This is a genomic window from Emticicia aquatilis (assembly GCF_014644295.1).
Lineage (GTDB): Bacteria > Bacteroidota > Bacteroidia > Cytophagales > Spirosomataceae > Emticicia > Emticicia aquatilis.
Window position 1 is genome coordinate 172,392 of the sequence record NZ_BMKK01000009.1, and the last position, 15,505, is coordinate 187,896.

Below are 15,505 nucleotides of genomic sequence, written 5' to 3' on the forward strand. Positions count from 1 at the left end.
CATTTCCAAACCAGTGAGGTTATCAAAATGCTACCTCACTGGTTTATACTTACAAATATTACAATTGCCAACAAACCCAAAAATGTCCCACAAGAAAAAAATATTATTTATTGCTTTTGCCTTATTTTTTCATCTCAATCTAAAGGCTCAAAGCCTTTTTATTGGGCAAGATGAGGAAGCGATTTACGATTATTTTCATATCGAAAAAAACGATGAGTGTCTTACCTATCGTAGTTTTCCGTTACCCGTTGGTCTTACTCAGTATATTGATATTTTTACCTTAGACGGCCTTAAATCACAAACCAATAAAGGTGCAGGCAATAATTGTGTAAAAAACGTATTAGATGATGTTTGTCTGAAACGATACGCCAAAAACATTCCGTTTGATATGGCTTTGGGCATTTGGATGAATGATGCCACAAACCTTCAGAGTCTTGTGAGTGGTGCTTACGATGCAAAAATCAATGAGTTGGCTGATTTTTTGAAAAGTTATCCAAAAGTAAAGTTTTACCTCAGAATCGGTTATGAATTTGACGGAAACTGGAACAAGGCCTACGAAGACCGCCGCCGATATATTGTGGCATATCAACGAATCCATGATATTTTGAGAATCAATTACGAGAAAAGCAAAACTCCTCGAAACTGGATTTCGGTTTGGCAGGCTTGCACCTCTCCTATTGACGATATTATGGAAAATAAAATCGAAAATATCGGAGATTGGTACCCAGGCGATAAATACGTTGATTTTTGTGGAATTTCGTGGTATTTAGCAGGGACAAAACTTGCTCCTAAATATAGCAATAGCACAAATTTGGTCTATAAACGTAGTCAGAAAAGTCTGGCCAGCGAAATGCTTTATTACGCCATCAATAAAAACAAACCTGTAATGATTTGTGAAGCTGCACCGCAAGGATATAGCCTAAGCGGACTTTACCGTAAAAATATTAGCCCATATTGGGATGGTGTGGCAGGCGAAGGAACAGTAAAACTTACTCCGCTACAAATCTGGAACGAATGGTATAAACCTTTCTTTGAGTTTATCGAAAAAAACAAGCAAACCATCAAGGTTGTGGCCTACATCAATCAGAACTTTGATACTCAACCGATGTTTGCCCTACCAAAATCAGGTACCTATTGGGGAGATTCACGCATACAAGCCAATGATAAAATAAGTATTTGGTGGAATGAAATGATTACGAATACTTGGACAATGGAGCGAAAGCAGCCATAAAATACTAATTTCTTGAACAAGACAGTTTTTGCCATAACTCCCCCTTTTACCCAACTGAATACACCGTATCCAGCAACGGCCTATATCAAGGGATTTCTAAATACTAAAAATATTTCATGCTTTCAAGCCGATTTGGGAATTGAGGTTATTTTGGCTTTATTTTCTAAAAGGGGTTTAACAGAACTATTCGGTTTTACCAATCAAAAAGCAGAGGTTTTCTCTGAAAATTCTCAGCGGATTATTGCACTTCAAGAAGATTATATTCAGACGATTGATGCCGTAATTTTATTTCTTCAAGGCAAAAACCCAACGCTTTCACATGTAATCTGTCAAGAAAATTTCCTTCCCGAAGCATCACGATTTGCTCAACTCGAAGACCTCGAATGGGCTTTTGGTTCGATGGGAATGCAAGACAAAGCCAAACATTTGGCAACGCTTTATCTCGAAGACATTTCTGACCTCATCATGGAGTGCGTTGACCCACATTTTGGGTTTAGTCGCTACGCCGAGCGTTTGGGGCGTTCGGCCAATAGTTTTGATGAATTATATGCCGTTTTACAGCAAGAATACAGCTATATTGATAAAATTCTGGTAAAGATTTTAGCAGAACGCATAACTGAAATTCAACCTAAATTGGTGGTAATTTCCGTGCCGTTCCCTGGAAACCTTTACAGTGCGTTTAGAATCGGACAATGGGTCAAACAAAATTATCCAACAACCAAAGTTGCAATGGGTGGAGGTTTTGCTAATACGGAATTACGCTCGTTATCAGATGCCCGAGTTTTTGAATTTTTCGATTACGTATCGCTCGATGATGGCGAAGCTCCGTTGGAGGAAATTATAAAGCCCCTAACCCCTAAAGGAGAATCTTCAAGCCAAGAAAGTACAATCTCATTAAAACGAACTTTTATTCTTGAAGATGGAGAAGTTGTTTATAAAAATAATTCTTTGCTGAAAGACTACAAACAGTCAGAAGTTGGAACGCCAGATTATAGCGATTTACTGTTGGATAAATACATTTCTGTTATCGAAATCGTCAATCCGATGCACCGAATGTGGAGTGATGGCCGTTGGAATAAACTCACAATGGCTCATGGTTGCTACTGGGGAAAATGTACTTTTTGTGATATTTCGCTCGATTATATCAAAATCTATGAGCCCATTGCGGCAAACCTGCTCTGCGATAGAATGGAAGAAATGATTGCCCAAACGGGTGAAAATGGTTTTCATTTTGTCGATGAGGCTGCTCCACCTGCATTGATGCGAGCATTGGCTTTGGAGATTTTACGCCGCAAACTAACCGTTACCTGGTGGACGAATATCCGATTCGAGAAAAGTTTTAGTCGAGATTTGTGTCAGTTACTCAAAGCTTCGGGCTGCATTGCTGTTTCGGGAGGTTTGGAAGTTGCCTCTGACCGATTGCTGGAATTAATTCAAAAAGGTGTGACGGTGGCACAAGTGGCACAAGTCACTCGCAATTTCACCGAAGCAGGAATCATGGTTCATGCTTATTTGATGTACGGTTTTCCGACCCAAACTGCCCAAGAAACCATTGATTCGCTCGAAATGGTACGGCAGATGTTTGAAATTGGCACTTTACAATCGGGATTTTGGCACCAATTTGCCATGACAGTTCACAGCCCAGTTGGAATGTATCCCGAGCAGTTTTCGGTGCAAAAAGCAAGCAATACAGTCGGTACTTTTGCCAATAATGATTTAGTTTTCTCCGACCCAAAAGGCACTGACCATGAGGCTTTTAGCTTTGGTTTAAAGAAATCTCTGCTCAATTATATGCACGGCATTTGTTTTGAATACCCGCTACAAGAATGGTTCGATTTTAAGATTCCTCGCACGAGAGTTCCGAAAAATTATATTGAAAATGCACTTTTGGAAGATGATGAAATCATACTAAAACCTACCTCAAAAGTAGTTTGGTTGGGTAAAAAGCCTTTGGTAAATTACACAAACACAACTAAGAAAGGACAAACTTTTCAGACGGCCAATCTCACCTTTCACGATAAAAAAGAAACTTTCAGTATCAAACTAAACCAAGCCCAAGGCGATTGGTTAGTTGAAATGATGGATAAAATTTCTACAAAAAATAAAAAGGTTTATACTTTTCAAGAAATAAAAGCCGATTACGAAGCTGCTGGTTTTGAAGATTTCGAGTTATTTTTCTACAATAAACCTGTGAATGTGCTGCGTGATTATGGATTATTGGGGTTGTGATTTCTTTACGACAATAGACACAATTAAGTCTCAATCGGCACAAATTTTACAGGATAAAACAGTCATTTTGAAACTATTGAGCATCAAAATCGGTTAAATAATTGATACTTTCAATAAATAATATCTGTGGCGGAAATACAAAAAAACGAAACTTCACCCTCTGGCAAAATCTTCGATTTGGAAATTCTCAAACGACTTTTCCAATTTATTAAGCCTTATAATGTTAAGTTTTATAGTTTGGTGCTGACAATCATGCTCGGTGCTGCCTTAGCCCCTGCCCTACCTTTGCTGATTCGCCAAACGATTGACGGCCCAGTTTCGGCAGGTAATTATACTGGTCTTGCTAAAATGATGGCTATTATGATTGGTCTTTTGGTAGTACAATCACTCATACAATTTACCAATACTTATTTGGCTGGCTGGCTCGGGCAGAATATCATTCGTGATATTCGGGTGCAACTTTACCATAAAATCCTGCATTTACGTTTAAAATTCTTCGATGATACGCCTATTGGCAGACTCGTTACTCGTACAATTTCGGATATTGAAACACTGGCCGATGTTTTTAGCGATGGTATTGCAGCCATTGCGGGCGATATTTTGCAATTGGTTCTTATCATTTCGGTAATGTTCTACACCGATTGGCGACTTTCGCTGATTAGTCTTTGTACGATTCCGTTTATGTTGGTGAGTACTTATGTTTTCAAGGAAAAAGTAAAAAAATCTTTCAATGAAGTGCGTAATGCTGTTTCAAATCTCAACTCTTTTGTGCAAGAACACATTACAGGAATGAGCATTGTGCAGATTTTTAATTCTGAGAAAATCGAGTTTGATAAATTTCACGCCATCAATACCAAACACCGTGATGAAAACATTAAATCAATCATGTACTACTCAATCTATTATCCAGTTGCAGAGGTAATTGCAGCTTTGGGGACGGGTTTGGTGGTTTGGTTTGGGGCAAAACAGATGCTCAATGCCGAAGTAACTTACGGTACGGTTACGGCTTTCATTATGTTTATCAATATTTTCTTTCGTCCAATCAGAATGATTGCCGATAGAATGAATACGCTTCAAATGGGAATTGTGAGTACGGACAGAATTCTGAAATTATTGGATAGCGATGATTACACAGCCAATGATGGTTCTAAAAAAGCCAACCTGAAAGGTGAAGTCGAGTTTAAGAATGTTTGGTTTGCTTATAATGATGAAAATTATGTTTTGAAAGATATTTCATTCAATGTAAATCATGGCGAAACCGTTGCTTTTGTAGGTGCAACTGGTGCAGGAAAATCTTCGATAATTAATTTATTATCAAGGTTTTATGACATAAATAAAGGACACATTTTGATTGATAATCAAGACGTAAAAGAATACGAATTACGGAGCTTGCGTGAACAAATCGGTGTAGTTTTGCAAGATGTATTTTTATTTTCTGATACCATCGAAAACAACATTACACTGGGCGATAGCAGTATTTCGAGAGAAAAAATTGTGGAAGCTGCCAAACTCGTAGGCGTACACGATTTTATTATGCAATTACCGAACGACTACGACTATAACGTTCAAGAACGTGGAGCGACGCTTTCAGTTGGGCAACGCCAACTTATCTCATTCGTGCGAGCTATGGTACATGACCCGAAAATCATTGTCTTAGACGAAGCCACTTCATCAGTCGATACCGAAACCGAAGAATTGATTCAAAATGCCATTGATAAATTGATGCGTGGACGTACTTCAATAGTAATTGCTCACCGCCTAAGCACGATTCAAAAAGCCAATAAAATCATCGTTCTCGACAAAGGTCAAATCATGGAAGAAGGAAGCCACGAAGAACTGCTGAAACTTGATGGTTTCTACGCTAATCTATATAATATGCAGTATAAAGAGGTGTTGGTTTAATTAGTACAGCCTCCAATTTCGGCCTTAAATACACTTCCCATTTGGGCAGAAAATCCAGCATTGAGTTGGATAAATTTATTGGCTGAATAAACTGCATTGGCACTACTTCCAACAATATTTGATGCTTGAATAGTCTGTGCTGTATAAGGAATTGTTGTCGCATTAATTCCTTGTACAAGATTTAACTCATTCGGGCAGCTTGTTTTCAATACAACTGTAAAACCCCCGTAAGGAAGCATTGTAATAGGTATTTGCCCATTCGACTGAAAATTTTCTTGACTAACATTTACTTGGCGAGCATCAGCCCCATCAATCAACATTTGCTTTTGATAGTTTCCTGTTTGAAGAAATGTGGGTAAAATTGTTACACTACGTGACGTACTCTTTCCGTTGATGCCTGAAACATACCAAGTGTCCCCTTTTCGACGTGCCAAAACGATATAATTGTCAGGAATGCCTTCAATAAACTTGGTTTCATCCCATGCTACTGGCATTGTCCCGATAATATCTTTTGCAATAGCTGGTAATTGGAGATAACTCTGATAACGGTCAGCAAGAGTAGTGAAACCAGTTTCAAAAACACTCAAAAGTGCTAATTCATGAGCCGTGGTTGTATTATGAAAAACTCTATCCGTACTTAATACTCCAGGTGTGAAATCAATTGAACCAATGACGTTTCGAGTAAAAGCTATATTGACGTTATGATGCGGGGAATCATAACGAAATTCCTCCCTAAAAAGCAGCATCTCGTTACCTTCTACTGCTTCTGATGATAGTAAATTAGGAAAACGACGCTGCCAACCTTGCGGAATCGTACAACCGTGCATAAGCACTAACAATTTAAATTCGGCAGCATCTTCTAATATATCAAAATACAACTTTATGAATTCTTGTTTATCACTCATGAAAAAATCGAGTTTGATACCAACTACTCCCCATTCATGAATTTTAGCAAATTCGGCACGTCTTCTGTTTCGGTCACGCATTAAATTACAATCCGAGCCAAATGTTTGTTCACATAAACCTCCTGCATCATACCAATTCCACACGCTAACTCCCAGACTATCTCCAAAACTAATTAAGTTTCTGAAATTTGTTTCCCCCATTACTTCCCAAGTTCCATCAACAACAATGTGTTTCAAACCAAGGCTATCGGCTGCTTTTATATATTCTCGCTGACGTTGATAATTTGTAGGGCTACCCAAATCTGACCACCAACTCCAAAGTCCAACCCCTGATTTAATCCAACTTGTATCAGTGGTATTACTTAATGAAGTAGCTAAGTGATTAACTAAATTTGACTCAATAATTGTACTCGGTGATTTTCCAATAATTAGCACTCGCCAAGGCAAAGCCCAAGGTAAAGTTGACGTAGCACTATTTGTAATATTAGGTTTAAAGTCACCTTGAATAGGTGCATCAATTTTGTAGTCACCACTACCTACATAACGATTAATGTGTGATACATAGTTGTTTCGACTAACATCTGACTCACTGACAAGTACCCAATAATTATTGGTATTAAATAACGCAGGAAAGGCCCATCCCGCTTCACTTGGCGAATCTTGTCCTATATTATACTCGTTAATCCTTTTTTCGTAATAGGGTACTACATCATAAGGTTGCATCCAAGCTTTGCCAGCAGATGATGCAAGTTTAACTCTTGTATGCTCGCCTCTAACAGTATAATTATTATTTGATGTTTCAGGGAAATAATACCTAAATGCAATTCCATCATTATAGGCTCTAAAAATCAAGGAAAGCTTTTTACTAAACTTCACGAATGTTATGGTTATTTCATTGGCATAGTTTTGTAAGCTCAATTGCTTTCCCGAAACCATTGAATAATTTTCATTAATCACTTGGTTCGTAATACTTTCGAAGGTAAGATTTCCAATGAAATTTTCATCAGCTCTTTCAACACCTAACATGGAAGATTGTATTACTTGTGTATTTATCGAATTTTCGATATAATCAACCGAATAATAAAGAATTCCAAATTCATTAAGAGTAATTTTAGCTTGAAGTTGCCCATTTGGAGAAGTAACTTGCCATTGATTTTGGGCAGAGACATTCAGTGAAAAAACAAGTAGTAATATTATAAAACAGCGAAATACATTCATATTTATACAATCAATAGATAATTATGCAAAAGTATTGAATCTGTTCTAAAAACTCCATCATAATTCAAAACAATATCTTTACTTGGTAACATTTCTTCTTTTCATATTTTAGATTTATATTCGACACATTGTTCCTTCACCCTAACAAACCTAAACATGAAAAAACTTACGCTCTTTTTGGCGATTTTCATTCATCAGCAAATCATTGCACAAAATAACCGTGCATCGACAGGTATTGACCGAAAGATGGTCTTTCAGAAACACGCCGAATTGGTCAAAAAATCTCCGTATAAAAATCTAAATTGGCGACTCCTCGGCCCCGATAATACAAGCGGCCGTGCAACCGATGTCTGGGGAATTGAAGGCAATAAAAATATCATTTACGCAAGTTTTGCTACAGGTGGTTTCTGGAAAACCGAAGATGCAGGCAAAACCTGGAAGCCTTTGATGGACGAAATCGGTACTCAATCAATCGGAAATTTTGCAGTGTCAAAATCAAATCCTAATGTTATTTATGTTGGCACTGGCGAAGCTAATATTCTTCGAGCTTCATTGCCAGGAATGGGAGTATTCAAATCAAGCGATGCAGGAAAAACTTGGCAGCACCTCGGACTTGAAAATACTTCAACCATTGCTCGTGTGGTTATTCACCCGACAAATCCTGATATTGTTTATGTAGCAGCAAGTGGCAATGAATGGAGTTATAATGCCGACCGAGGAGTTTATAAAACAACCGATGGCGGTAAAACTTGGAGTAAAGTTTTGTATCAAAACGAGAAAACGGGTTGTATAGATTTATTGATTGACCCATCAGAACCCAATACACTTTATGCCTCGATGTGGAATAGAATTCGTAAACGTTGGAGCGACCCAACCCCCGAAGACGGCGATTATCTCTACAAATCGACTGATGCAGGCAAAACTTGGAAAATAATCAAGAATGGTTTGCCAGATACCAAAAACACTGGTAGAATCGGCTTAGCAATGTGTGCTTCAAAACCAAATGTTTTGTACGCCTACGTTGATAATCACACACCAAAACGTCAAGGCAACGAAGGGGAACTCGATTCGTATGGCCGTCCGAAAGAACTGGTTATTTTAGGAGCAGAAGTCTATAAAAGCACCGATAAAGGCGAATCTTGGACAAAAATGAGCGAAAATGACAAGCAAATGGAAACATTTGGCGGAACGTATGGCTGGGTTTTTAGTCAAATAAGAGTTGACCCAATTAATGAAAACAAGATTTTTATTATGGGAATTAACACCGCTGAGTCGGAAGATGCGGGCATAACTTGGAAGATTATCAAAAGTGAAAACACCCGCATTCACGGTGATAATCATGGCCTTTGGATTGACCCATCAGACACAAATTATATCTTGATTTCAAACGATGGAGGTATCATAGTTACGTATGATGGCGGTAAAACTTGGAAGAACTTCTTCAAGGAAATTCCAACAACTCAGTTCTATAATGTTTCGTATGATATGGCAACACCATTCAATATTCACGGTTCAGTACAAGACGAAGGTTCGATGGGTGCAAACGTATCGTGGCAAGCAGGAAGTGGAATTAATGATAAGAAAAATGGCTGGCATTTTGTGCCAGGTGGCGAAGGTAGCATTATTGCGATTGACCCAAAAGACCCAAATATTACGTATTCGAGTGCTTTTTATGGCAGAATCCAACGAGGAGATTTGACTAAAGAAGGCAAAGAACGAATCAAGAATATTACAATTAAAAAAGCCGAAGACGAAGAAACACATCGAGGCGAATGGTTGGCCTATACACACATTTCTAACTTCGATAATCACACGATTTACCACGGAATGCAATATTTGTTCAAATCAACCGATATGGGCGAAACTTGGAAACGTATCAGTCCAGATTTGACTACGAATGATAAAAACCGAATGGGTAAATTACCGTATGCCATTGCTCACCAAGCCATTACGGCTTTGGCAGAGTCGCCATTTAAGCAAGGCACTTTATATGTAGGCACTGACGACGGAAACGTACATCTAACCACCGATGACGGCAAAACATGGACAAAAATAATGGCTGGTTTACCTCAAAACGTCCACGTTTCGAGACTCGAAGCATCAAAAACAAAAGACGGCACAGTCTTCATCACCCTCAGCGACCGCCGAGAAGATAATATCAAACCATATATTTATAAATCAACTGATTTTGGAAAAACTTGGGTAAGTATTGTGGGGGATTTACCTACCTCACCAGTAAACGTAATTCGAGAAGACCCTTTCAATGCTTCAATTCTCTACTGTGGAACAGATTTGGGCATTTATACCACAAAAAATGGCGGTAAAAGTTGGCAATCAATGCAGGCAAATTTGCCAACAAGTGTTTCGGTACAAGACCTTTTCATTCACCCACGAGATAATAAGATGGTAATTGCTACCTATGGCCGTGGGGTTTGGGTGCTGGAGAGGTGAACTACAATTCTAAGTATTGTAATTTGCCAGTTGATTTTACAATCAACTGGCAAATTATCATTTAAAGTTTGGCAATGCTCTTTTTAATACCTAAACTCATTACAGGAATTACAGAATCTGATATATTATGCAATTGTCTTAAACTTTGATTAACAAATAAACAATTTATATCAACAACTAATAAACTATTTGAAATTTTTCCAGCATCCACTGCTAAAGGTATTGAGAAACGGAAACCAGTGTTAAAATAATATTGAACTTTTTTTGTATTGTTCTGAAAATAACTTTTAAAATTATCATACTGATTTAAGTTCCAAATCAAATTACCCCCAGAATATACGGTAAAAACATCTCTGATTTTAGGAACTGGAGCAAACTCAATTCCACCATTTATCTGAATAAATGCCGTATTTATTACCTTACTACCTTCCTTTGATTTTGTTTGAATTGTTTTTTGATTGGGTAAATCTTTAAACAAAAAATAATTCTTCAAATAAGCACCTAAAAACCGTTTACTATCATCATCTTTTATATCAAAAGCTTTAAAAATACTTAGATTTATTCCAAAATTACTGGCATTAGGTTCAATCAATTTTCGAAGATTATCAAATTGGGTAGTATCGGCATTAGCAGTGCCTCTAAATATCTGAACATTAGCAGAAAATTTTTTGTAAAGCTTCCCAATAAACTGACAGTCGGAACAAAAAAAGCCGAAGTAGCAACAATTGATGGTAAGGTTTCAATTAGTGAAGTAATATTATCATTATCATCAACTTTGCTTACACTTTTGAGTAAATACAAAGCATCTAATTTTGAATAAGATGCCTGAATCAACTGATTACTGGTTTTCCTTATTCCTTCCATCCTCCTAATGTTTACTATTGCAGTGTCATTACCAATAGATAGAGTCAAGGTATCTCTAAAATTATCTATTTTTATAATGTTCTTACTAACAGCTAATAATGTATCTTTCAAGATTTTTTTTTTAATATCATCTTTACTTACAATTGAGTCTTTCTCAAATGTCTTTTTTATATCATCGACTTTTGCTTTTAATTCTGTATATTGTTTTTCTAAATCCTTTGCAGTTTCAAAATATCGCACTCTTGCAAGACCAACGAAGTTAGTTGATATAGCATTTCTATTTTCTATTAATTTGCTTTGTACTCGCTGAAGACTATCCTTCTGCATTAGCATAATTTTGTTAGTTTTTTCAACTAATCTCTGTAAGTCATCCCTTTTTTCTTGCAATTCCTTAATTGAGTTCTGCATTTTTTTATTGATTGCTATAATCTCTTTTATATCTTTTTCTTTTTTGTTGATTGCCTTTTGGCTCTCAATTGCTTGTGAATTTAACAGTTGATAAATATTTGAAATTGAATCATTCAATTCTCTCAAAGCTTCTTGATCTAATCTTGAATTTAAGAAATTGGTATCTATTCCCGAAACCCTAAGTTCGTTCATCTTAATTGGGTTGCCATAAATCATAATAGTCCTTTCTGACTTGCGGTTATCTTCCTCTTTTTTTTCTAATTTTACGGGGTCTTTTCTATTAAATTCTGAAATGGATGATTGAGCAAGACACCATTGAGATAGCAATAACAAGCTCACTTGCAGAAGTATTCTTTTTTTCATTCTTATACTATAAGTTTAGGTTTTAGTTCTGAGTTTCTCATCCAAACCTACAAACCCTAACCCAAACCTCCAACCCATTTTTATTTATCGGTACTACCCTGATTATCAGAAAATTACGCACAAAAAAAGCCCCCGACGCATCGGGGGCTTTCTGTAAATTATATAATTCTACTCACCGAAGTGATGATATAATTATGCTAATTTTACGTTAACGGCGTTTAAACCTCTTTTTCCTTCTTGGATGTCGAAAGTAACTTCGTCATCCTGACGGATTTGGTCTTTTAATTCAGACACGTGAACGAATACTTCTTGGTTTGAGCCATTTACTTTGATAAAACCAAATCCTTTGGTTTCATTGAAAAACTTTACTGTTCCGTTAGACATTATTGTATTTGTATTAGTACTTAAAGACACAAATGTAGGTAAATAAATTTGTAATCAAACATAAATTTGATTTTTCTCTCTTTTTTTTCAAAATATCCGCAAATATTATCCACTTTCAGATAGACTTTGTCATTAGCGTATTATTAAGTAATAATAAAAGACTGATAATCAATCAGTTATTTATCATGAAAATTGATATATTATTGATAGAAATATTTAGAGAAGAAAACATCACAATTTTGTAGGTGAAAATACTTTATCAAAAATCACGCCAATTGCATAATTTACCTGCAAAACACTCTTCAATTAGCCTCAAAAAAGCCTGTTTATAAAAAAATATTTATAAGATTTCAGGGAACTGCGTATAACCTTCGGCAAAATATGCTTTAAAATGAGCTATTTACGAGCATTTAAACGGTATTAACACTATAAGACGAACTTCTAAAACAAAAGTCACCACCGTTCAATATTTTTTTGGCATATAGTTTGGTCTAAGATATGTATTGCTATACTTATTAAAACCCTTTATAAAATCATGAATACTCAATACTTGTTTAACGCTCTCGCAGCTTATAGAAAAGTAATTCTATTGTTGATGCTGGCATTCTTCGCCTACGCTATGGCTTTCGGACAAGAGGAATCTCTTCGTTTCAAGGAAGGCTACGCCAAGATTAGTTCTCAAGGGAAATTTGGATTTATTGACAAAACAGGTACGATTAAAGTTCCGTGTATTTATGATTATGTAAATGATTTTGAAGGCGAATATGCAGTCGTAAGAATCAAAAATAAATATGGTATTATTCGCAAAAATGGTACTACCATTATTGACACTAAGTACGATATGTGCGAGGTTTTCTCGGATGGTTTGGCTCTCGTAAGAAGCGGGTCTAAATATGGTTTTGTTAATGAGGCAGGTGAAGAAGTTATCAAACCTCAATATCAGTTTGCCATGGGCTTTAGCAACGGCTTAGCTGTTATAAGTGTAAACGGTAAAAACGGATACATCGACAAACAAGGCGAACAAATTATCGCTCCTAAATATGATTTTTCATTACCATTTTCAGAGGGACTTGCCACTGTAATGATTGACGGGAAATATGGTTTTATCGACAAATCGGGTAAAGAAGTGATTGAACTGCAATACCAAATGGCAAGTGCATTTGAAGAAAACTTAGCAGCGGTTAAGCTGGGCGATAAATACGGTGTAATCAACAAAGCAGGAAAAATGATTGTATCGCCTAAATACGATGATATTCGTGGCTTTAGTAATGGTATTGCTATCGTTTTGGACGAAGATAAATATGGTATTATCAATCACAATGGTAGAGAAATTATTTCACCTCGATATGATATGCTTGATTCGTTTAATGAGGGAGTTGCGATGTATCGCAAAGAAGGAAAATTGGGTTATATCAATCAAAAAGGCAACGAAATCATTGCTGCAAATGCTGAACACGCTAAGTTAATTTTAGCTTCGAAATAAATTCTTTTAGTAGCCCGAATAAGTAAAAATTTAAAACCGCCTCGAGTTTGGGGCGGTTTCTTTTTAGCCTTTTTGTTCTTCAATCATTCTTAGGTATAATTTCTCTACTTTTTTTCTCGCCCAATCGGTCTTACGTAAAAACTTCAGACTCGAATTCAACGATGGGTTATTAGCAAAGCAATTTACATTCACGTGATAGGCCATTTGGTCCCAGCCGTAATAATCTCTGAGTTCTCTTACTATTCTTTCGAGCGTAATGCCGTGCAGCGGATTGTTGGGTTGTTCGTTCATTGATGGTGACTCGTTACTGGTTATTGGGAAATCAGTTATCGGGAAATTGGTTACTTATTATTAGGAAGCTAATTTCTATAACTTTCCAATAACTAATTCCCTAATTTTCCTATAACCAGTTTTCCAATCAATAATTATTTTTTCTTCTTTTTTGTCTTTTTCTTTAATGCGTCCAATTCTTCGGCTTCTTTGAGCAAAGCTTTCAAATCATAATTGGTTGTATCTTTCGAGAAATCAATCGTTTCGTTGTATTCTTGCTTGTCAAGCTCCAAAACTCTGATTTTCTTACCCATAAAGCCTTCGATTTCGTCGAGAATCGGTTTTTCTTCAGTTGCACAAAACGAAACTGCCAAACCTTTTTGCATTCCTCGACCCGTACGCCCTACCCTATGCACGTAGTTTTCTGGCACATCGGGCAAATCATAATTTACTACATAATCTACATTCGGAATATCAATTCCTCTGGCACTTACATCAGTGGCTATCAGTATTTTAACTTCACCACTTCTGAATTTATCTAACACCGATAGGCGGTCGAGTTGCTCTTTATCGCCATGAATTGTTTCACTTTCAATTCCCACTCTTTGCATGGCAGATTTGACTCTTTCAGCACGCACTTTCGTACGCACAAAAACCAAAATCTTACTTTCGGGATTTTCGTTAATGACTCTTTCCAAGAAGAAACGTTTATCATCCATTTCCACGAAAGCTACCGAGTGCTTGATATTTTTGGCAACAGGGTCTTTAGGCGATAGTTGAATACGGATAGCATTTCTGACCAACGAGTAAGCTACTTTTTTGATTTGCTCGTTGATGGTTGCCGAAAAGAATAGCGTTTGATGAAATTTGGGCAAAAACTTCTTTACATCCTGAATATCTTTGATAAAACCCAAATCAAGCATGTGGTCTGCTTCATCAAGCACTAAGATTTCAACGCCAGTGATTTTTAGGTGTTTTTGGTAAATCAAATCAAACATTCGGCCTGGGGTAGCAATCAGAATATCAACGCCTTTCACGAGTTTATCTACTTGAGGAGCTTGGTCAACACCACCAAAAAGGCAAAGCGTTTCAACTTTTGTACCTTTTGCCATTTTCTGAAAAACTTCGGTTACTTGTAAAGCCAGCTCACGGGTTGGCTCAAGCACAATGCACTTTACGCCTTCTTCGTATCGCACCGAGTGCTTCATTTCTTGCAAAATACTGATTATCGGAATGGCAAAAGCAGCGGTTTTTCCTGTACCTGTTTGAGCAATTGCTAACACATCTTCACCTTTCAGAATCGGTGGAATAGACTTAAACTGAATATCAGTCGGGCGTTTGAAGCCTAATTCAGCAATATTTTTTTTGAGTTCGTGCGAAATACTATAATCGTCGAATTTCATCGTTTTCCTCGTTTATCTATTCCTTTGAAAGGTTTGTAAGTGTCTTTCACAAATAACTTTCCTTGCGAATTTAACTTTGGTGCTTTAGTAGATTTTGCTTTTGACTTATCTTTTTTCTCCGATAAACTCACTTCAATATTACGCCCCATTATCTCGAAACCATTTAACTCAAATATGGCCTTACGTACTTCTTCTTCATTGGGCATATCCACAAACCCAAAACCTTTATTTTGGCGTGTAGATTTACTTTTTACAATTTTGGCCGATGTTACTTCTCCAAACTTTTCAAAAAGTTCTTTTAATTCTTTCTCTTTGAGTTTGAAAGGTAAACTGCCTACAAAAATATCCATCGTTTGTTTTTATTATTATTTTACAAAAGTACGGATTTTTGAAT

12 protein-coding genes are annotated in these 15,505 nt (G+C 36.7%); 5 read left to right on the forward strand and 7 right to left on the reverse strand.

Annotation, left to right across the window (positions count from 1 at the left end; translation table 11 throughout):
* Positions 1 to 82 precede the first annotated feature (82 nt).
* From IEX65_RS20195 to IEX65_RS20205, 3 genes are all read left to right on the forward strand, one after another.
* Positions 83 to 1,231: a glycoside hydrolase family 26 protein gene (locus IEX65_RS20195; protein ID WP_188768749.1), complete on the forward strand. Its 1,149-nt coding sequence runs from the start codon at positions 83 to 85 to the stop codon at positions 1,229 to 1,231.
* 12 nt (positions 1,232 to 1,243) lie between these two features.
* Positions 1,244 to 3,460, forward strand: a complete 2,217-nt coding sequence (locus IEX65_RS20200; protein WP_188768751.1) for a B12-binding domain-containing radical SAM protein — start codon at positions 1,244 to 1,246, stop codon at positions 3,458 to 3,460.
* Positions 3,461 to 3,586: 126 nt separating this feature from the next.
* Positions 3,587 to 5,362 (forward strand): ABC transporter ATP-binding protein, encoded by a 1,776-nt coding sequence (locus IEX65_RS20205; protein ID WP_188768753.1) that lies wholly within the window; start codon positions 3,587 to 3,589, stop codon positions 5,360 to 5,362.
* On the opposite strand, the gene IEX65_RS20210 is transcribed toward IEX65_RS20205, so the two are convergent.
* Positions 5,359 to 7,485: a glycoside hydrolase family 97 protein gene (locus IEX65_RS20210; protein WP_188768757.1), complete on the reverse strand. Its 2,127-nt coding sequence runs from the start codon at positions 7,483 to 7,485 to the stop codon at positions 5,359 to 5,361. The genes IEX65_RS20205 and IEX65_RS20210 overlap by 4 nt on opposite strands.
* A 156-nt stretch (positions 7,486 to 7,641) precedes the next feature.
* Here IEX65_RS20210 and IEX65_RS20215 point away from each other — a divergent pair, with 156 nt between their 5' ends.
* The gene (locus tag IEX65_RS20215) at positions 7,642 to 9,936 is read left to right on the forward strand and encodes a WD40/YVTN/BNR-like repeat-containing protein (protein ID WP_188768758.1); all 2,295 of its coding nucleotides are present in this window, start codon (positions 7,642 to 7,644) and stop codon (positions 9,934 to 9,936) included.
* Between the two features lie 61 nt (positions 9,937 to 9,997).
* Here IEX65_RS20215 and IEX65_RS20220 read toward each other — a convergent pair whose 3' ends face one another.
* From IEX65_RS20220 to IEX65_RS20230, 3 genes are all read right to left on the reverse strand, one after another.
* A complete protein-coding gene (locus tag IEX65_RS20220) occupies positions 9,998 to 10,528 on the reverse strand; it encodes a hypothetical protein (protein ID WP_188768759.1) in 531 nt (176 codons plus the stop codon).
* Positions 10,525 to 11,571, reverse strand: coding sequence for a coiled-coil domain-containing protein (locus tag IEX65_RS20225; RefSeq protein WP_188768761.1), 1,047 nt, complete (start codon positions 11,569 to 11,571; stop codon positions 10,525 to 10,527). The genes IEX65_RS20220 and IEX65_RS20225 overlap by 4 nt, the downstream gene beginning before the upstream one ends.
* A 192-nt stretch (positions 11,572 to 11,763) precedes the next feature.
* The gene (locus tag IEX65_RS20230; protein ID WP_188768763.1) at positions 11,764 to 11,955 is read right to left on the reverse strand and encodes a cold-shock protein; all 192 of its coding nucleotides are present in this window, start codon (positions 11,953 to 11,955) and stop codon (positions 11,764 to 11,766) included.
* 535 nt (positions 11,956 to 12,490) lie between these two features.
* Here IEX65_RS20230 and IEX65_RS20235 point away from each other — a divergent pair.
* Positions 12,491 to 13,438, forward strand: coding sequence for a WG repeat-containing protein (locus IEX65_RS20235; RefSeq protein WP_188768765.1), 948 nt, complete (start codon positions 12,491 to 12,493; stop codon positions 13,436 to 13,438).
* A gap of 63 nt (positions 13,439 to 13,501) precedes the next feature.
* Here IEX65_RS20235 and IEX65_RS20240 read toward each other — a convergent pair whose 3' ends face one another.
* From IEX65_RS20240 to IEX65_RS20250, 3 genes are all read right to left on the reverse strand, one after another.
* Positions 13,502 to 13,729, reverse strand: a complete 228-nt coding sequence (locus tag IEX65_RS20240; protein ID WP_188768767.1) for a VF530 family protein — start codon at positions 13,727 to 13,729, stop codon at positions 13,502 to 13,504.
* 134 nt (positions 13,730 to 13,863) lie between these two features.
* Positions 13,864 to 15,111 carry a DEAD/DEAH box helicase gene (locus IEX65_RS20245; protein ID WP_188768769.1) on the reverse strand — a complete coding sequence of 416 codons (1,248 nt, stop codon included), beginning with the start codon at positions 15,109 to 15,111 and terminating at the stop codon, positions 13,864 to 13,866.
* Positions 15,108 to 15,461, reverse strand: a complete 354-nt coding sequence (locus IEX65_RS20250) for an RNA recognition motif domain-containing protein (protein WP_188768771.1) — start codon at positions 15,459 to 15,461, stop codon at positions 15,108 to 15,110. The genes IEX65_RS20245 and IEX65_RS20250 overlap by 4 nt, the downstream gene beginning before the upstream one ends.
* Positions 15,462 to 15,505 lie beyond the last annotated feature (44 nt).